The organism is Pseudomonas sp. P5_B3, from assembly GCF_056400405.1.
Genome location: NZ_JBFULI010000022.1, coordinates 56,912 through 75,112 on the forward strand (window position 1 = coordinate 56,912; position 18,201 = coordinate 75,112).

14 protein-coding genes and 2 pseudogenes are annotated in these 18,201 nt (G+C 60.7%); 3 read left to right on the top strand and 13 right to left on the bottom strand.

Features of this window, described 5'->3' with window-relative positions; all coding sequences use genetic code 11:
- Positions 1-8 precede the first annotated feature (8 nt).
- The 7 genes from gcvH to arcD form a co-directional block, all read right to left on the bottom strand.
- Complete coding sequence (gene gcvH, locus AC1DRN_RS14955; protein WP_223459469.1) at positions 9-392, bottom strand: glycine cleavage system protein GcvH; 384 nt, start codon at positions 390-392, stop codon at positions 9-11.
- 444 nt (positions 393-836) lie between these two features.
- Positions 837-2,345, bottom strand: coding sequence for a sigma-54-dependent transcriptional regulator (locus AC1DRN_RS14960; RefSeq protein WP_223459467.1), 1,509 nt, complete (start codon positions 2,343-2,345; stop codon positions 837-839).
- A 199-nt stretch (positions 2,346-2,544) separates the two neighbouring features.
- A complete protein-coding gene (locus AC1DRN_RS14965; protein ID WP_108215109.1) occupies positions 2,545-2,907 on the bottom strand; it encodes a DUF5064 family protein in 363 nt (120 codons plus the stop codon).
- Positions 2,908-2,919: 12 nt separating this feature from the next.
- A complete protein-coding gene (arcC, locus tag AC1DRN_RS14970) occupies positions 2,920-3,849 on the bottom strand; it encodes a carbamate kinase (RefSeq protein ID WP_223459465.1) in 930 nt (309 codons plus the stop codon).
- 185 nt (positions 3,850-4,034) lie between these two features.
- Entirely contained in the window at positions 4,035-5,045 is a 1,011-nt protein-coding gene (locus AC1DRN_RS14975) for an ornithine carbamoyltransferase (RefSeq protein ID WP_223459463.1), read from the bottom strand.
- Positions 5,046-5,069: 24 nt separating this feature from the next.
- On the bottom strand, positions 5,070-6,326 hold the full coding sequence (gene arcA, locus AC1DRN_RS14980; protein ID WP_223459461.1) for an arginine deiminase: 1,257 nt from the start codon (positions 6,324-6,326) through the stop codon (positions 5,070-5,072).
- Between the two features lie 46 nt (positions 6,327-6,372).
- Positions 6,373-7,800 carry an arginine-ornithine antiporter gene (gene arcD / locus AC1DRN_RS14985; protein WP_223459459.1) on the bottom strand — a complete coding sequence of 476 codons (1,428 nt, stop codon included), beginning with the start codon at positions 7,798-7,800 and terminating at the stop codon, positions 6,373-6,375.
- 498 nt (positions 7,801-8,298) lie between these two features.
- Here arcD and AC1DRN_RS14990 point away from each other — a divergent pair, with 498 nt between their 5' ends.
- Positions 8,299-9,162, top strand: a complete 864-nt coding sequence (locus tag AC1DRN_RS14990; RefSeq protein WP_223459457.1) for a DNA-3-methyladenine glycosylase family protein — start codon at positions 8,299-8,301, stop codon at positions 9,160-9,162.
- Between the two features lie 130 nt (positions 9,163-9,292).
- Here the strand turns inward: AC1DRN_RS14990 and AC1DRN_RS14995 are convergent, their stop codons facing one another.
- The 6 genes and pseudogenes from AC1DRN_RS14995 to gap form a co-directional block, all read right to left on the bottom strand.
- Positions 9,293-10,642, bottom strand: coding sequence for a CoA transferase (locus AC1DRN_RS14995; protein WP_477786742.1), 1,350 nt, complete (start codon positions 10,640-10,642; stop codon positions 9,293-9,295).
- A 175-nt stretch (positions 10,643-10,817) separates the two neighbouring features.
- Complete coding sequence (locus AC1DRN_RS15000) at positions 10,818-11,573, bottom strand: methyl-accepting chemotaxis protein (protein WP_457266094.1); 756 nt, start codon at positions 11,571-11,573, stop codon at positions 10,818-10,820.
- 102 nt (positions 11,574-11,675) lie between these two features.
- A pseudogene (locus tag AC1DRN_RS15005) lies at positions 11,676-13,022 on the bottom strand (methyl-accepting chemotaxis protein); the annotation flags it as partial.
- A 135-nt stretch (positions 13,023-13,157) separates the two neighbouring features.
- Positions 13,158-13,281: pseudogene (locus AC1DRN_RS15010) on the bottom strand (DUF454 domain-containing protein); the annotation flags it as partial.
- A gap of 122 nt (positions 13,282-13,403) precedes the next feature.
- Positions 13,404-13,868 carry a methylglyoxal synthase gene (locus tag AC1DRN_RS15015; protein ID WP_223459451.1) on the bottom strand — a complete coding sequence of 155 codons (465 nt, stop codon included), beginning with the start codon at positions 13,866-13,868 and terminating at the stop codon, positions 13,404-13,406.
- A 174-nt stretch (positions 13,869-14,042) separates the two neighbouring features.
- Positions 14,043-15,044: a type I glyceraldehyde-3-phosphate dehydrogenase gene (gene gap, locus AC1DRN_RS15020; protein ID WP_108215125.1), complete on the bottom strand. Its 1,002-nt coding sequence runs from the start codon at positions 15,042-15,044 to the stop codon at positions 14,043-14,045.
- Positions 15,045-15,264: 220 nt separating this feature from the next.
- On the opposite strand from gap, the gene edd reads away from it, so the two are divergent.
- Together edd and AC1DRN_RS15030 are read left to right on the top strand one after the other, a co-directional pair.
- Positions 15,265-17,091: a phosphogluconate dehydratase gene (gene edd, locus AC1DRN_RS15025; protein ID WP_223459449.1), complete on the top strand. Its 1,827-nt coding sequence runs from the start codon at positions 15,265-15,267 to the stop codon at positions 17,089-17,091.
- Positions 17,088-18,047, top strand: coding sequence for a glucokinase (locus tag AC1DRN_RS15030; RefSeq protein WP_223459447.1), 960 nt, complete (start codon positions 17,088-17,090; stop codon positions 18,045-18,047). The genes edd and AC1DRN_RS15030 overlap by 4 nt, the downstream gene beginning before the upstream one ends.
- The last annotated feature ends 154 nt before the right edge of the window (positions 18,048-18,201 follow it).

Genomic DNA, 18,201 nt, shown 5'->3' on the forward strand with positions numbered 1-18,201 from the left:
AGCGCTCCTCAGGCTTCGGCTTGGGCTTTGATCAGGCGGTCGTAGGCGTCTTGATCCAGCAGTTGGGCGACTGCCGAGGCGTCGCTTGGCTGGAAGCGGAAGAACCAGCCTTCGCCCAGCGGATCTTCGTTGACCAGCTCAGGGCTGCTGTCCAGCGCCGGGTTCACTTCCAGCACTTCGCCGTCCAGCGGCATGTACACGCCGCTGGCAGCCTTTACCGATTCCACGGTGGCGGCTTCGGCGCCTTTGTCGTAGGACTGCAGCTCAGGCAGTTGAACGAAAACCACGTCGCCCAGGGCGTTCTGTGCGAAAGCGGTGATGCCGACCGTGACGCTGCCGTCAGCTTCGGTGTGCAGCCATTCGTGATCTTCAGTAAAACGCAACTCGCTCATGGAAACTCCTAAGGGGCCAGACTCGTCTGGTGGACGCGATTGAATGCTTGGGCGATGCCCTGGTTGTGGAGGTCTACATAGCAAGAACGCGGCCAACGTTGTTTTTATCGTTATTGATCAATGATTTAGGTGGTTTAGACAAAGGCTGAAAATCAATCGCTGTAGCGAAATCGATACGGCATATGTCAAGGATAAAAGCCGAGGTGGATCAAAGCCTTGCACAGCCGTGATCGGAGAGGGGTGTAGCGATATCGTTCCGCTGTAGCGCTTTCAGTACAGGTGGAGGTCGTTTTTGGGTGAGTTATTTCAAGCCAGGCACGAAACCTGTGGGAGCGAGCTTGCTCGCGATGAGGACGTGTCAGTCGACAACTTTGTGAATGTCACTCCGCTATCGCGAGCAAGCTCGCTCCCACAGGGATCTGTGGTGGATTGGACATTGAGGCCTCAAGCCTTGCCCGGAATCCCGTACTTGCGCAACCGATGGGCTATTGCGGTGTGGGAGGTTTGCAGGCGGGTCGCCAGTTGCCGGGTCGAGGGATAGCTGGCGTAAAGCTTTTCCAGCAGGTTTTTTTCGAATTCGTCCATGGCCTGTTCCAGGCTGTCGACGTCGTGGTCGCTCTGGCGCGCTACCGAGGTGCCAGCGATGTCGAGGTCGCCGATGTCCACCAGGCTGCTTTCGCAGATCGCCGCGGCACGGAAGATCACGTTTTGCAATTGCCGCACGTTGCCCGGCCAGCGGTTGCCCAGCAGCGCCGGGTAAGTGCCCGGCGCCAGGCGACAGATCGGGCGCTGGATCTGCGCGCAGGCCTGCTGCATGAAGTAACGGGCCAGTAGCAGGATATCCTGGCCGCGTTCGCGCAGGGGTGGCACTTCGACGTTGAGGACGTTGAGGCGATAGAACAGGTCTTCGCGGAACAGGCCTTCGCCGACCATTTTTTCCAGGTCGCGGTGGGTCGCGCTGAGGATCCGTACGTTGACCTTGACCTCACGGTCACCGCCGACCCGGCGAAAACTGCCGTCGTTGAGGAAACGCAACAATTTGGCCTGCAAGTACGGCGACATTTCGCCGATTTCATCGAGAAACACCGTGCCCTGGTTGGCCAGTTCCATCAGTCCTGGCTTACCGCCCCGCTGCGCGCCAGTGAAAGCGCCGGGGGCGTAGCCGAACAGTTCGCTTTCGGCGAGGTTCTCCGGCAATGCCGCGCAATTCAACGCCAGAAACGGTGAGCTGTGCCGGGCGCTGATGGCGTGGCAGGCCCGGGCCACCAGTTCTTTGCCGGTGCCRGTTTCGCCCTGGATCAACAGCGGTGCATCGAGGGCCGCCACCCGCTGGGCGCGCGCCTTGAGGGTGCGGATCACCGGGGACTCGCCGAGCAGTGCGTCGAAACCTTCGGCGTGGTCATGGTGCAGCGCGGAAAGGCGTTCGCCGATGCGGTTCGGTTGATACAGGGTCAGCAGGGCGCCAGCATCGGTAATCGGAGTGGCGTCGAGCAACAGGGTCTGGCCGTTGACGGTGATTTCCCGCAGCGGCAGGCGAAAGCCCTGTTCAAGCAGGGCGTCGAGCAAGGCCGGGTCGGAAAACAGCTCGCCCACGCTTTCACCGTTCGGTTCGCGGCCGTACAGGGCGATCAGGGCCGGGTTGGCCAGCAGCACCTTGCCGTTGCTGTCCAGCGCCAGTACCGGGTCGGTCATGGCGGCCAGCAAGGCGTCGAGCTGCAAGTGCCGGCGCTGGCCGGGCAGGATGTCGACCACCGTCACCGCTTGCACGCCACGCACGCTGAACAGGGCATCGCGCAGCTCCTCGAGCACTTGCGGGCTCAGGGTCGGGGCGTCGATATAAACATTGGGCGGGACCATTTCCACCGCATCCAGGTTCAGATTGCGCCCACCGAGAAGGGCCAGGACTTCCTGGGTGATACCGACGCGGTCGATGAAGCTGACGTGGATACGCATGGGGCGGTCTTGGGTTCTGCAGTGCGGAGGGTGGCAAGTATGCCTTGGGGCGGGCGAATGGTGAAATGTGCCGCCGATATTCAGGGCGACATTGATCTTTGTAGGAGTGAGCCTGCTCGCGAAAGCGAGGTATCAGTCACAAAGATATTGGCTGACACTCCGCCTTCGCGAGCAGGCTCGCTCCTACAGGGAGACTAGGTTATTCGAAGTGTTCGGGGTTTACCGGGTCGCCTGATTTCATATTCAACTGCTGCCGGATGTCTTCAAACATCAAATCGTAATGTTTGTGGACCGATCCGATCTGGCTGTGCGTCTTCGGAATCCCGTACTTCTCGGCGATTTTCGTCACGTTGCTGGCGAAGTTGTAGGCCTCCTCCTTGGGCAGGAAGAAGGGCTCTGACATCTCCTTGCCCTGAATGCTGCCATGCATAGTGAACTGGATGCCTTTTTCCCCTTTGGCATTCTTGCTGACTTCATAGTCGAGGTGCACGTTGTAGCTGACATCATCCGGGGTCAGCGCATGTCGTTCGATGTGCAAGTGACCTGGCTCAAACTGTGCCATAGACGTCTCTCCTTACAAGTAGGTAATGCCTGGTGTTGCCGTACTGATGCGTGTACCGGCGGTGCCCTGGACAATTGCTTCGATGTCCGCGAGCGAACCGATCACTGCGACTTTTCCAGTATGGCGCGCGAATTCGCAGGCTGCCTGCACCTTCGGTCCCATGGAGCCGGCGGCGAAGCCGAGTTTTTCCATTTCGTCGGGGTGGGCCTGGGCGATGGCTTTCTGCGTGGGCTTGCCGAAGTCGATGAAAGCGGCGTTGACGTCAGTGGCGATCACCAGCAGATCGGCTTCAAGCTGTTCGGCCAGCAGCGCCGAGCACAGGTCTTTGTCGATGACCGCTTCGACGCCCTCGAGTTTGCCGGGCGAGGTATACATGGTCGGAATGCCGCCGCCACCGGCGCAGATCACGATGCTGCTTTTTTCCAGCAGCCATTTGATCGGACGGATTTCGAAGATGCGCTTGGGTTTCGGGCTGGCAACCACGCGGCGGTATTTGTCGCCGTCAGGGGCGATTGCCCAGCCTTTTTCGGCGGCGAGTTTTTCCGCATCGGCCTTGCTGTAGACCGGGCCGATGGGCTTGGTGGGGTTCTTGAAGGCCGGGTCATTGGCATCGACTTCGACCTGGGTAAGCAAGGTCGCGAAGGGCACTTCGAAGTCCAGCAGGTTGCCCAGTTCCTGTTCGATGATGTAGCCGATCATGCCTTCGGTTTCGGCGCCGAGCACATCCAGCGGGTAAGGGGTGACAGAGGTGTAGGCCGCCGCTTGCAATGACAGCAGGCCGACTTGCGGGCCATTGCCGTGGGCGATGACCAGTTGGTTGCCGGAATGGATCTTGGCGATCTGTTCGGTGGCGATCCGGATGTTGGCGCGCTGGTTGTCAGCGGTCATGGGTTCACCCCGGCGGAGCAGGGCATTACCGCCCAGAGCAACGACGATACGCATGGTGCAGTCCTTCTAAACTGAGAAGTAAGCGAGAGACTCGGCTCTTGGTGGAACCCGGACCCTGTGGGAGCGAGCTTGCTCGCGATGGGGGCGCCGCGGTCTGTCAGATGCACCGCGGCGCTGCCATCGCAGGCAAGCCAGCTCCCACACTGACCGTGTTGGGCCAGGAAGAGCCGAATCAGCCTTTAGAGATCCGCCAGCGTCGACACCAGAATCGCCTTGATGGTGTGCATGCGGTTTTCCGCTTGCTCGAAGGCGATGCAGGCCGGCGACTCGAACACGTCATCGGTCACTTCGATGCCGTTCTTCAGGTGCGGGTACTGCTCGGCAATCTGCTTGCCGATTTTGGTATCACTGTTGTGGAACGCCGGCAGGCAGTGCATGAACTTGGTGCGCGGGTTGCCGGTGGCTTTCATCAGTTCGGCGTTGACCTGATACGGCAGCAATTGCTGGATGCGCTCGGCCCAGGCTTCGACCGGTTCGCCCATCGACACCCAGACGTCGGTGTGGATGAAGTCCACGCCCTTGACCGCCGCTTTCGGGTCTTCGGTGAGGGTGATACGCGCGCCGCTTTCTTCTGCGTATTGCTTGCAACGAGCCACCAGGTCGTCCGCCGGCCACAGAGCCTTCGGCGCGCAGATACGCACGTCCATGCCGAGCTTGGCGCCGATCAGCAGCAGCGAGTTGCCCATGTTGTTGCGCGCATCGCCGAGGTAGGTGTAGCTGATTTCGTGGATCGGTTTGTCGGCATGTTCGCGCATGGTCAGCACGTCAGCGATCATTTGCGTTGGGTGGTATTCATCGGTCAGGCCATTGAACACCGGCACACCGGCGAACTTGGCCAGTTCCTCGACGATTTCCTGCTTGAAGCCACGGTACTCGATGGCGTCATACATGCGCCCGAGCACGCGGGCGGTGTCCTTCATGCTTTCCTTGTGGCCGATCTGCGAGGAGTTCGGGTCGATGTAGGTGACGTTGGCGCCCTGGTCATAGGCTGCAACTTCGAACGCACAGCGGGTGCGGGTCGAGGTCTTTTCGAAGATCAGCGCGATGTTGTTGCCCTTGAGATGCTGCTGTTCGGTGCCGGTGTACTTGGCACGCTTGAGGTCGCGGGACAGGTCGAGCAGGTAGCGCAATTCGCGAGGGGTGTGGTGTTCCAGGCTCAGCAGATTGCGGTTATGGATATTGAACGCCATTTTGGATCTCCTAAGGTGAACAGGTTAGTAGTCAATCGGATCGCGGATGATCGGGCAGGTCATGCAATGGCCGCCGCCCCGGCCGCGACCGAGTTCGCCGGCGCTGATGGTGATCACTTCCACGCCGGCCTTGCGCAGCAGGGTATTGGTGTAGGTATTGCGGTCGTAGCCGATGACCACGCCTGGCTCCACGGCCACCACGTTGTTGCCGTCGTCCCATTGCTCGCGTTCGGCGGCGAAGCTGTTGCCGCCGGTTTCCACCACGCGCAGGGCCTTGAGATTGAGGGCTTGGGCCACGGTGTCGAGGAAGTTGGTTTCTTCGCGGCGGATGTCGATGCCGCCCGCTTTGCTTTCATCGGGACGCAGGGTGAAGGCGACTATCTGGTTCACCACTTCCGGGAAGATCGTGACGAGGTCGCGATCGCAGAAGCTGAACACGGTGTCCAGGTGCATCGCCGCGCGGGATTTCGGCAGGCCGGCGACGATGACTTTCTCGACGGCTTTGTTTTTGAACAGGTTCACCGCCAGTTGCGCAATGGCCTGGCGCGACGAGCGTTCGCCCATGCCGATCAACACCACGCCGTTGCCGATCGGCATCACATCACCGCCCTCAAGGGTGGAGTTGCCATGGTCCTTGTCCGGGTCGCCATACCAGATCTGGAAGTCGGCGCTGGTGAACGCGGGGTGGAATTTGTAGATGGCGGTGGTCAGCAGGGTTTCCTGACGGCGCGCCGGCCAGTACATCGGGTTGAGGGTGACGCCACCGTAGATCCAGCAGGTGGTATCGCGGGTGAACTGGGTGTTGGGCAGCGGCGGCAGGATGAAGCTGGAGTTGCCGAGGAAGTCGCGGAACATCTCGATGGCCTTGCCACCGAAACTGGTCGGCAGATCATCGCCCGATACGCCGCCGATCAGGAACTCGGCGATCTTGCGCGGCTGCAGGCTGCGCAGCCACGAGGCGGTTTCGTTGATCAGGCCCAGGCCCACCGAGTTGGCGGTGATCTTGCGTTCCAGGATCCAGTCCAGGGCTTCGGGGATGGCGACGATGTCCGTCAGCAGGTTGTGCATTTCCAGCACATCGATGTTGCGTTCGCGCATCTTGGTGACGAAGTCGAAGTGGTCGCGTTTGGCCTGGGCCACCCACAGCACATCGTCGAACAGCAGTTCATCACAGTTGTTCGGGGTCAGCCGCTGATGGGCCAGGCCTGGGGAGCAAACCATGACTTTGCGCAGTTTGCCGGCTTCGGAATGGACGCCGTACTTAACTTTTTCCGTGGTCATTACAGTGATCCTCCAGATGTCAAAACAGTGCTTCCAGAAACAGAAGCTAAAGAGTCAGGAAGCCGTCATAGAGACCGTAGGCCGCCACCGCGGCGCCCACGACCACCGCAGCGAAAATCAGCTTCTCGACGTTGGTGAAAACCGGTTTGTTGATTTCCAGCTTGGCCTTGGCGAACAGGATCACACCGGGGGCGTAAAGCAGGGCGGACAGCAGCAGGTACTTGATGCCGCCGGCGTACAGCAGCCAGATCGCGTAGACCAGGGCCACCGCGCCGATGATGAGATCCTTCTGCCGTTCGCCCGCCGCGCCTTCGTAGCTTTCGCCACGCACCGCCAACAGCAACGCGTAGGCCGCCGACCACAGGTACGGCACCAGGATCATCGAGGTGGCGAGGTAGATCAGCGACAGGTAAGTGCTGGCGGAGAACAGCGTGATGATCAGGAAAACCTGGACCATGGCGTTGGTCAGCCACAGGGCGTTGACCGGTACATGGTTGGCGTTTTCGCGGCGCAAAAACGCCGGCATGGTGTGGTCCCTGGCGGCGGCGAACATGATCTCCGCGCACAGCAGCACCCACGACAGCAACGCCCCCAGCAACGAGATGATCAAACCGACACTGATCAGCACCGCGCCCCAGTGACCGACCACGTGTTCCAGCACGGCGGCCATCGACGGGTTCTGCAGTTTGGCCAGCTCTGGCTGGGTCATGATCCCTAGCGACAGCACATTCACCAGGACCAAAAACAGCAGCACGGTGACGAAGCCGATCACGGTGGCCTTACCCACATCGCTGCGTTTTTCCGCCCGGGCCGAAAAGATGCTCGCGCCTTCGATGCCGATGAACACCCACACGGTGACCAGCATCATTTTGCGCACCTGGTCCATCACGCTGCCCAGGTCCGGGTTCTTCAGGCCCCAGATGTCGGCGGTGAAGATGTCCAGCTTGAAGGCGAATAATGCAATCAACATGAACAACAGCAGCGGCACGATCTTGGCGACGGTGGTCACCAGGTTGATGAACGCTGCTTCCTTTATTCCTCGCAGTACGAGGAAATGTACGGCCCAGAGCAGCACCGAGGCGCCGATCACGGCGGCAGGGGTATTGCCCTCCCCAAATAGCGGAAAGAAGTAGCCGAGCGTGCTGAACAGCAAGACGAAGTAGCCAACGTTGCCCAGCCAGGCACTGATCCAGTACCCCCAGGCGGACGAGAAGCCCATGTAGTCGCCGAAACCGGCCTTGGCGTAGGCGTAAACCCCGCCATCAAGGTCGGGTTTGCGGTTGGCCAGGGTCTGGAACACAAACGCCAGGGTGAGCATGCCGACGGCGGTGATCGCCCAACCGATCAGAATGGCGCCGACATCGGCACTGGCGGCCATGTTTTGTGGCAAGGAAAAGATCCCGCCACCAATCATCGAACCCACGACTAACGCAACCAGCGCGCCGAGTTTGAGTTTTCCGGGAGCTTCAGACATTGCATGACTCCAATGCAGGAGAAGAGAGGCAACAGACTAATTCTGTTGGCCATCCAATCAGCTGACTTAGATCACTAAATGAGAGCGTTCCCAAGTTGTTGGCGGAGTGCCATCATTCGCAGGGCTGTTGCCTGTAATGCCTGATCTAGAGGCTTTTGCAGATTATTCAAGAACTTTTTAGCATTTGTTTCGAATTATGACGCTAGTTGGTTTTTCAAAATCTGCAAATTTTATTCATGCATTTTTTGTACTGAATTGATGTATTAAAAAAACGTATAAAACTAATGATTATATCGATGCCACAATAGCCGTTTTGTGCAAGTTAAAAGACGGTTGTTGGCGATATTCAATAAACCTTATTACTCTTCATCAATTTTATTAACGTCCGCTATGTGACGACCTCGCGGCAGTTGCCGCCTCAAAAAATGGAGCTGCAACGATGTCGCAATCACCGAACAAGCTTCGCTTGAGCGCATTGATCGCGTTGGTGGTGGGTCTGTGAAGCTGTTGCTGGCCTACCAGCCACCCTATGACTGGCCGGCGTTGCTCGGGTTTTTGTCGGCGCGGGCGATTGTCGGGTTGGAAACGGTGGTCGACGGTGTGTATTCGCGCAGCATCGGTTTGAACGGTGCTTGCGGTATGTTCTCGATCCAGCCTGGCACCTCGGATGCCCTTGAGTTGACCCTGGATTTTCCTGATTCGGGTGCCGTCCCTGCAATCGTCGCAAGCGTGCGGCGGATGTTTGATCTGGACGCCGACCTGTCCACGATTCACCGGCACCTGGCAGTTGATCCCCTGTTGGCGCGGCTGATTGCCGAGCACCCCGGGCTGCGTGTGCCGGGGGCGTGGGATGGCCTGGAGTTGGCGATCCGCGCGGTGCTGGGGCAGCAGATTACGGTGGCGGCGGCGATCAAGCTGGCGGGCAAACTGGTAGCACAGTACGGCACGCCATTCCATTCACGGTTGCCGGGGTTGACCCATGTGTTTCCCGAGGTCAGCGTTTTGGCTGGCGCGGATCTGGCTGCGTTGGGCATGCCGAAAAGCCGAGGCCGGACGCTGTCGGGGGTGGCCCAGGCATTACTCGATGATCCGCGGTTGTTCGAGCCCGGTCGGGAGGGAGGCGTAGCGCGGTTATTGGCCTTGCACGGGATTGGTGACTGGACGGCGCAATACATTGCGTTGCGACAGTTGCGGGAGATGGATGGATTTCCCAATGGCGACGTGGGGTTGATCAATGCGTTGGCGGCGCTGGAGGGTGGGCCGGTGACAGCCAGGCAGCTGTTGTTGCGGGCTGAGGGGTGGCGGCCTTATCGAGGGTATGCGGCGCAGGTGCTGTGGACTTCTTTGAGTCGGGCGGACTGAGCTGATCCCGGTTTTTTGTTGCCGCTTCTGGCGCCATCGCGGGCAAGCCCGCTCCCACAGGTGACCGAGAACTTCCGAGCGACCGCGATCAACTGTGGGAGCGGGCTTGCCCGCGATGGCGATATGACTGTCACCACCACTGCGCGGGATGTGAACCCAGTTCAGTAGCGGGCAATGCCCACCGCAACGGCGTCCCGATGATCTTCAGGGGCGCCTGCAACCGATGCGCCGGCCCCCAGGGTGTTTGCTCAACCTGTATCCCCTGATCGTGTTGATCTTCGGCGCGCAACTGCTCATCCGGGCCGGCTCCTTGCCCGATCAACAACTTCGCGGTACACGCCAACGACAACCGGGCCGAGCCCCCCGTACTGTCGTTCAACCGCTGCGCCAACAWCCGGATCGCACTGGCCGCCATCAAATACCCGGTGGCGTGATCGAGGGCCTGTACCGGCAACGGCGTCGGCTTGTCCGCCTGCTTCCAGCGCATGCCCGCTTCGGCAATGCCACTGCTCATCTGCACCAGGCTGTCGAAGCCCCGGCGGTTTTGCCAGGGGCCGCTCCAGCCATAGGCGTTGAGGCAAACATCGATCAGGCCCGGGTTCAGTTGCCGGCGCTCATTCATGCCCAGGCCAAGCCGCTCCAGTGCATCGGCGCGATAGCCGTGGAGCAGAATGTCGGCGTCCTTGAGCAGGCATTCGAATACGTCGCGGTCGGACCTGTCGTTCAGATCAAGACGCGCGCAGCGTTTTCCCAACGTGACTTCCGGCACCACCCCCGGCTCGTTCCAGGTCGGCGGATCGATACGCAAGACATCGGCGCCCAGGCCTGCCAGAAAGCGGCTGGCGATGGGGCCTGCCAGCACCCGGGTTAAATCCAGCACCTTGATGCCCGACAGTGGCCGGGACACTGAGCCCGCCCACGGTTTGTCGCTCTGGCCAGGGTGGTTGGTGAAATGAATCAAGGTTTCGGCATTTACCGCCTGGCCTTGAGGATGGGTCTGCCATTGATCCCAGGTGCGCATTTCGGCGGCACAGCCACCGGCATCGACCACCGCCTGCTCCAGCTCGCTTTTCGCCCATTGCGCCACTTGGCAAGCCATCGCTGCACGGTCGGTACAGGCACCGAGCACGCTTTCGGCAGCGGCGCGGTGATGGGGGGCGTTGGTGTGCAGGCGAATCCAGCCATCGCGGGTGGCGTAGTCACCGGCCACCGCATCCCACAGCGGCGGAACGCTCCAGCCGATCGGGCGAATCGAGGTTGCGAACCAGAAGGACGCCAGGCGTCGGTCAACTTCAAGGTCGGGCAGGCGTCCGGTTTGTTGGTGCAGCAGTTCGCTGGCGGCCTGGCCGGCGGCGGCCATGCTGGCGCAGGCCAGATCCGTGACGGCAAATGCCGAGGGCAGGGCGCCGCTGGACGTGAATGGAATCGGGGTGTGAGGCAAACCGAGTGCAGCTTGAATGGACGTGAGCAGATCAGTCATCGAAGGGCCCTCCGGAGCGAGAGCCCGATCATAGTTCAAAAAATTCCAGGTCAGATGAAATCCCTCTGTGGGAGCGAGCTTGCTCGCGATGACGGAATTACATTCAACATCAATGTTGATTGAAAGACCGCTATCGCGAGCAAGCTCGCTCCCACAGGGGATCTTCGGTAGGTTTTTAAACGCGGAACTGATCCATCAACTTCATCTGCTGGGTGGTCAGGGCGTTGAGCTGGCTGCTGATCTGCGCCGACTCCGTGGCCTGGCCGGTCAGGGTTTCGGTGACGGTGCGGATCGCCGAGACGTTGCGGTTGACCTCTTCGGCGACGGCGCTTTGCTGCTCGGCGGCGCTGGCGATTTGCAGGTTCATATCGCTGATCACGGTGACTGCGTCACTGATCTTGCCCAAGGCCTGGACCGCCTGCTGGATCTGCTCGGCGTTGCTGTGGGCCTGGGTCTGGCTTGAGTGCATGGTGGCGACCACGCCGCGGGTGCCGGACTGGATGCGTTCGATCACCAGGCGAATTTCTTCCACCGAGTCCTGGGTACGCTTGGCCAGGTTGCGCACTTCATCGGCCACCACCGCAAAGCCGCGACCGCTCTCGCCGGCACGGGCGGCTTCAATCGCCGCGTTGAGCGCCAGCAGGTTGGTTTGTTCGGCGATGCTGCGAATCACCTCCAGCACCGAACCGATCTGCTCGCTGTTGACCGCGAGGGCTTCGACTTCGGTCACGGCCTTGCTGACCTCTTCGGCCAGTTGATTGATATCGCGGGTGCTGCGCTCGATGATCGACAGGCCGTCGCGGGCCGATTGGTCGGCACCCTTGGCCGCATTGGCCGCGTTCGAAGCGCTGTTGGCGACATCGTGGGCGGTGGCGCTCATTTCGTTGGACGCCGTGGCAACCTGATCGATTTCGCGGAATTGCAACTGCATGCCTTCGCTGGTCTGGCGGGCGATTTCCGAAGACTGGTCGGCGGTGCCGCGGGCATCGGTGATGCTTTGCTTGATCTGCGCGATGGTCGGTTGCAGCTTGTCGAGGAAGCGGTTGAACCAGCTCACCAGTTCGCCCAGTTCGTCCTGCTTGCTGTAGTGCAGGCGCTGGGTCAGGTCGCCGTCGCCACTGGCAATCGCCTTGAGCATGTCGGCTACGCTGTTGATCGGGCGGGTCACGCCGGACGCGGTGAGCCACATCAGCAACAGCCCGAGCAGGCCGGCAATCACCGCCACAGACAGTGCCTTGAGCGTACCGCTTTGCTGGGCATCGTCGAGCACCGCTTGGAGCTTCACCGAGTCGGCCAGCAGCACTTGTTTGGGCAGGTCGATGACCACGGCCCAGGCATTGGCATCGGCAATCGGACTGACCGGGTACACCGCGCGGATCAGGTCGCCTTGCTGGAGAATCTTCGGCGCACCACTACCGAGCAATTGCAGGATGTCCTTGCCATCGACGCCCAGGGTGTCGCCGATGTTCTTGCCGACTTTACCGGCATCGACACTGTAGGCAGCCAGCACACCAGTGCCGGAGACGATCAGCATGTGTCCGGCGCTGTTGAACAGGTCGCGCTGGGAGTTGACCGCCGCCGCTTGCAGGGCATCGAGGGCGATGTCGATACCGACCACACCGATGGACTTGCCATCCACCAGCAGCGGTACGGAAATGGTGGTCATCAACACTTCCTTGCCGCCGACAGTATCGGCGTAGGGGTCGAGCAGGCAGATGCGCTTGCTGTCCCGAGGGCAGGTGTACCAGACGTTGTACGGCGTGCCGCTGAGGTTCAGGGTGGTTTTGGTCATGTCCTCTTCGACCATGATCGTGTTCAGCGACTGACCACCGGCACGGCTCCAGTAGGTGGCGAAACGGCCGATCTCGTTAGACTGGCGGGCGGCGTCGTTGGCGAACTCGCTGTCCTTGCCGTCCAGGCCGTTGGGTTCGAACGCCAGCCAGATGCCCAGCACTTTGCCGTTGCGCTCGAACGCGGTTTTCAGGCTCTGGTTCAACTCTTCACGCAGGGCACCGGGCTCAAGCGAACGCTTGGCGGCCATGGAGCGCATGTCCTTGATCTGGTCCGCGAGGGCGGTCACCACCGTCAGGGTTTCACCGAAGGTCTTCTGCACCCGCACCGCTTGCTCGGCGGCCTTGGCCTGGATCAGGTCCTGCACACTGGCGGTGAGCATTCTGCTGCTGGAGTCGTTGACCAGGTCATCGTTCTGATTGGTCTGGTAAATGTTCATGCCCACTATCAAGGCGACTACGCCCAGCAGGCACAGACCGGACAGCAGGACGATTTTCAGGCGAATGGACAGTGAGTCGAACATAGGGCGAGCTCGCGAAGGAATGAATGGTCGGCTGTGAGCCATTGCGGCTCGACTCGCCAAATCCATTTAGCGCCATTCAATCCACATCGGCGTGGGGGCGAGATTGCATGAGGGGCATGCCGACGAACGGTCAAGGTTGAACGTTTGCGCGGGAAAATGTGCCGAAAAGGGGATTAAAAACGGGGAAAATCGCGTTGGAATTTACGGGGGCTGCGGCAGTGATTCCGGTCGCGACCAGATCCACAGATTGCCCAGCCCCATGCTGGCAATCGCCAGGTAGATCGGCCAGCCATGATCGAGCATCACCAAACATGAGACCGGCACAGGCTCGCACACAGGGTCGGTGTTGTGTCAGGCGACTTACGGGTTGCCGACGGTTTCAATCAGGCCAAGGTGATGATAGTGCTTATCATTAAGCAAGGTGCTCAAGTACTGATTTGTGAAGCTTTACGCGCGACCCTGCAAATAGGTCGCGTAATCGGGAATCCGATGGAGGTGCGCCTGATCCATCAACGGGCTGCTGATCAGGTAGTCGGCGCTGCATTCGTTGCACGCCACCGGGATGTTCCACACTGCTGCGACGCGCAGCAATGCCTTGATATCCGGGTCGTGGGGCTGGGGTTCGAACGGGTCCCAGAAAAATACCAGCATATCGACCCGCTGCTCAGCGATTTGCGCGCCGAGCTGCTGGTCGCCACCCAGTGGCCCGCTGATCATGCTTTGCACCGGCAGGTCGAGGCGTTGTTGCAACAACAAACCCGTGGTGCCGGTGGCGACCAGATCATGCTGGGCCAGTTTGTCTTTTTGCCGTTCGGCCCAGTCCAGCAAGAACACCTTGCAGTGGTCATGGGCAACCAGGGCGATACGCTTGCGCGCCGCCAGGGTCTTTTGTGTAAAGCTGATGCCGATCATGGGTTGTTGCTCCAGAAATGACACGCACCCTGTAGGAGCAGCCGGTCGACGCTCGATTGCTCGCGATGGATGTAAGGGCCCCGCGCTCATTCAGGCGACCCTTGTCATCGTTAACGACCATCGCGAGCAATCGAGCGTCGACCGGCTGCTCCTGCAAGACCGGGGGCGTGCTGCTTATTCAGCGTTGCACAGCGCCAGGCAGTTATCGAGCATGCGGTTGGAGAAGCCCCACTCGTTGTCATACCAGGCCAATACCTTGAGCAGCTTGCCGCTGGCCTTGGTGTGGTTGGCGTCGAAGATCGACGACAGCGGGTTGTGGTTGAAGTCGCTGGAGACCAGCGGCAGGGTGTTGTAGCCAAGGATCTTCGAGTGCTGGCTGGCTTCTTTCAGCAGCGCATTGACCTCATCGGCCGACGCTTCGCGCTTGAGCTGCACGGTCAGGTCCACCAGCGACACATTGATCACCGGTACGCGCACCGACATGCCGGTCAATTTGCCCGCCAGTTCCGGCAGCACCAGGCCCACCGCTTCGGCAGCACCGGTCTTGCTCGGGATCATGTTCTGGGTGGCCGAACGGGCGCGGTACGGGTCGACGTGATAGACGTCGGTCAGGTGCTGATCGTTGGTGTAGGCGTGGATGGTGGTCATCAGGCCGCTTTCGATGCCCAGTTCGCGATGCAGCACCTGGGCCACCGGGGCCAGGCAGTTGGTGGTGCATGACGCGTTGGAAATGATCTGGTGCGATTGGCGCAGAATGTCGTGGTTCACCCCGTAAACCACGGTAGCGTCGGCGCCTTTGGCCGGGGCCGAGATGATCACTTTGCGCGCGCCGGCCGTAATATGCGCGGCGGCTTTGGCCCGATCGGTGAACAGACCGGTGCATTCGAACACGACATCAATTTTTTCCGCGGCCCAGGGCAGCTCGGCCGGGTTGCGGATGGCGCTGACCGAAATGCGGTCGCCGTTGACCGTCAGGCTCTCCTGGTCGTGCTGGACATCGGCATCGAACGTGCCGTGAACGGTGTCGTACTTGAGTAGATGAGCATTGATCGCGCTGTCGCCCAGGTCGTTGATGGCGACGATCTGCAGATCCTGACGGTAGCCTTGGGTATAGAGTGCGCGAAGGACATTGCGGCCGATGCGGCCAAAACCATTGATTGCGATTCGAAGAGTCATATTGCGGCGCTACCGTCGTTTTGTTGTTGGAATTACAAGATTATTCGTAAAAAAATAGAAAACAAGCCTTTTTGATGGCAATATTTTGTTCGATCTACAACGAGTGACCTGAATCAACTGGTCCGAATGGTCAAATAAACCGTTTGTCATCCCATCGACACCGGCCTTTGATCAGCATAGACAATCAGGTCGCCACATCCGTTAGCCTGGAGTTCTACACATGCATCCCCGCGTCCTTGAGGTCACTGAACGGCTTATCGCCCGCAGCCGCGCCACGCGTGAGGCCTACCTTGCATTGATCCGCGGTGCGGCCAGCGACGGTCCGATGCGCGGCAAGCTGCAATGCGCCAACTTCGCCCACGGCGTGGCCGGTTGCGGCAGCGATGACAAGCACAGCCTGCGGATGATGAACTCCGCCAACATCGCGATAGTTTCGTCATATAACGACATGCTCTCGGCGCACCAGCCGTACGAAGTCTTTCCCGAATTAATCAAAAAGGCCCTGCGCGAGATCGGCTCCGTCGGCCAGTTCGCCGGTGGCACCCCGGCGATGTGCGATGGCGTGACCCAGGGCGAACCGGGCATGGAACTGAGCCTGCCGAGCCGCGAAGTGATCGCGTTGTCCACGGCCGTGGCGCTGTCCCACAACATGTTCGACGGCGCGCTGCTGCTCGGCATCTGCGACAAGATCGTGCCGGGCCTGATGATGGGGGCGCTGCGCTTCGGCCATCTGCCGATGATCTTCGTGCCGGGTGGGCCGATGGTCTCGGGCATTTCCAACAAGCAGAAAGCCGACGTGCGCCAGAAGTACGCCGAAGGCAAGGCGACCCGCGAAGAGCTGCTGGAATCGGAAATGAAGTCCTACCACAGCCCTGGCACCTGCACCTTCTACGGCACCGCCAACACCAACCAGTTGCTGATGGAAGTCATGGGCCTGCACCTGCCGGGCGCGTCCTTCGTCAACCCGAACACGCCGTTGCGCGATGCCTTGACCCGCGAGGCCGCGCACCAGGTCACGCGCCTGACCAAGCAGAACGGTGACTACATCCCGATCGGCGAAATCGTCGACGAGCGTTCGCTGGTCAACTCGATTGTCGCGTTGCATGCCACCGGCGGCTCGACCAACCACACCCTGCACATGCCGGCCATCGCCATGGCGGCGGGCATTCAACTGACCTGGCAGGACATGGCCGACCTCTCCGAAGTCGTGCCGACCCTGAGCCACGTCTACCCGAACGGCAAAGCCGACATCAACCACTTCCAGGCGGCGGGCGGCATGTCGTTCCTGATCCGCGAACTGCTGGAAGCCGGGCTGCTCCACGAAAACGTCAACACCGTGATGGGCCACGGCCTGAGCCGCTACACCCAGGAACCGTTCCTCGACAATGGCCAGCTGGTTTGGCGCGAAGGCGTGACCGACAGCCTCGATGAAAGCATCCTGCGTCCGGTCGCTCGTGCGTTCTCGGCCGAAGGTGGCCTGCGGGTGATGGAAGGCAACCTCGGTCGCGGTGTGATGAAAGTCTCCGCTGTGGCCGTGGAAAACCAGATTGTCGAAGCGCCGGCCATGGTGTTCCAGGATCAGCAGGACCTGGCCGATGCCTTCAAGGCCGGTTTGCTGGAGAAGGATTTTGTCGCGGTGATGCGCTTCCAGGGCCCGCGCTCCAACGGCATGCCGGAACTGCACAAGATGACACCGTTCCTCGGCGTGTTGCAGGATCGCGGCTTCAAAGTCGCGCTGGTGACCGACGGGCGCATGTCCGGCGCGTCGGGGAAAATCCCGGCGGCCATTCATGTCAGCCCCGAGGCTTATGTCGGCGGCGCTTTGGCGCGAGTGCAAGAGGGCGATATCATCCGCGTCGATGGCGTCAAAGGCACCCTGGAGCTTAAGGTGGACGCCGAAGAATTCGCAGCGCGCACACCGGCCAAAGGCCAGTTGGGCAACAACATCGGCACCGGTCGCGAGCTGTTCGGTTTCATGCGCATGGCCTTCAGCTCGGCGGAGCAGGGCGCCAGCGCCTTCACTTCTGCCCTGGAGACGCTTAATTGAAACTGGCTTTGGTCGGTGACATCGGTGGGACCAACGCACGTTTCGCGTTGTGGAAAAACCAGCAACTGGAATCGGTCCAGGTGCTGGCGACAGCAGATTTCCCCAGCCCGGAAGAAGCGATCAGCCTCTACCTGAACGGCCTGGGGCTGGCGCCGGGGGCGATTGGCTCGGTGTGCCTGTCGGTGGCAGGCCCCGTGAGCGGCGACGAATTCAAGTTCACCAACAATCACTGGCGCCTGAGCCGCAAGGGCTTTTGCCAGGCCTTGCAGGTGGATCAGCTGTTGCTGGTCAACGACTTCTCGGCCATGGCCCTGGGCATGACCCGTTTGCAGCCCGGCGAATTCCGCGTGGTCTGCGAAGGCTCGCCGGAGCCGCTGCGCCCGGCGGTGGTGATCGGCCCCGGCACGGGCCTGGGCGTCGGTACCTTGCTCGATTTGGGCGAGGGCCGATTCGCCGCGTTGCCGGGGGAGGGCGGTCACGTTGATCTGCCATTGAGCAGTCCGCGTGAAACCCAACTCTGGCAGCATATTTTCAACGAGATCGGCCATGTCAGCGCTGAAACAGCGTTGAGCGGCGGCGGCTTGCCACGCGTCTACCGGGCGATCTGCGCGGTGGACGGGCACACGCCGGTACTCGACACGCCGGAAGCCATCACCGCAGCCGGGCTGGCGGGCGACCCGATTGCCGTGGAAGTGCTCGAGCAGTTCTGCTGCTGGCTCGGACGCGTGGCCGGCAACAACGTGCTGACCACCGGTGGGCGCGGTGGCGTGTACATCGTTGGCGGGGTGATTCCGCGCTTTGCCGATTTCTTCCTCGAAAGCGGCTTCGCCCGCTGCTTCGCCGACAAGGGGTGCATGAGCGATTACTTCAAGGGGATTCCGGTGTGGCTGGTGACGGCGCCGTATTCGGGATTGATGGGTGCGGGTGTGGCGCTGGAGCAATCAATCCCGACCTGAAACCCGATTACCTGTAGGMGCGAGCCTGCTCGCGATGGACTTGAAGGCACCGCGTGCATTCAGAAAACACGCGTTATCGTTGACGTCCATCGCGAGCAGGCTCGCTCCTACAGTGGTTCTGTAGTGTTTGTAAAATCGGTGCTTAAGGCATAAT

Coding starts and splice junctions, on each gene's coding strand:
- gcvH (WP_223459469.1), bottom strand. CDS start 392: ATGAGCGAGTTGCGTTTTACTGAAGATCACGAATGGCTGCACACCGAA.
- AC1DRN_RS14965 (WP_108215109.1), bottom strand. CDS start 2,907: ATGGCACAGTTTGAGCCAGGTCACTTGCACATCGAACGACATGCGCTG.
- arcC (WP_223459465.1), bottom strand. CDS start 3,849: ATGCGTATCGTCGTTGCTCTGGGCGGTAATGCCCTGCTCCGCCGGGGT.
- AC1DRN_RS14975 (WP_223459463.1), bottom strand. CDS start 5,045: ATGGCGTTCAATATCCATAACCGCAATCTGCTGAGCCTGGAACACCAC.
- arcA (WP_223459461.1), bottom strand. CDS start 6,326: ATGACCACGGAAAAAGTTAAGTACGGCGTCCATTCCGAAGCCGGCAAA.
- arcD (WP_223459459.1), bottom strand. CDS start 7,800: ATGTCTGAAGCTCCCGGAAAACTCAAACTCGGCGCGCTGGTTGCGTTA.
- AC1DRN_RS15000 (WP_457266094.1), bottom strand. CDS start 11,573: ATGCAGTTGCAATTCCGCGAAATCGATCAGGTTGCCACGGCGTCCAAC.
- AC1DRN_RS15015 (WP_223459451.1), bottom strand. CDS start 13,868: ATGATCGGCATCAGCTTTACACAAAAGACCCTGGCGGCGCGCAAGCGT.
- gap (WP_108215125.1), bottom strand. CDS start 15,044: ATGACTCTTCGAATCGCAATCAATGGTTTTGGCCGCATCGGCCGCAAT.
- edd (WP_223459449.1), top strand. CDS start 15,265: ATGCATCCCCGCGTCCTTGAGGTCACTGAACGGCTTATCGCCCGCAGC.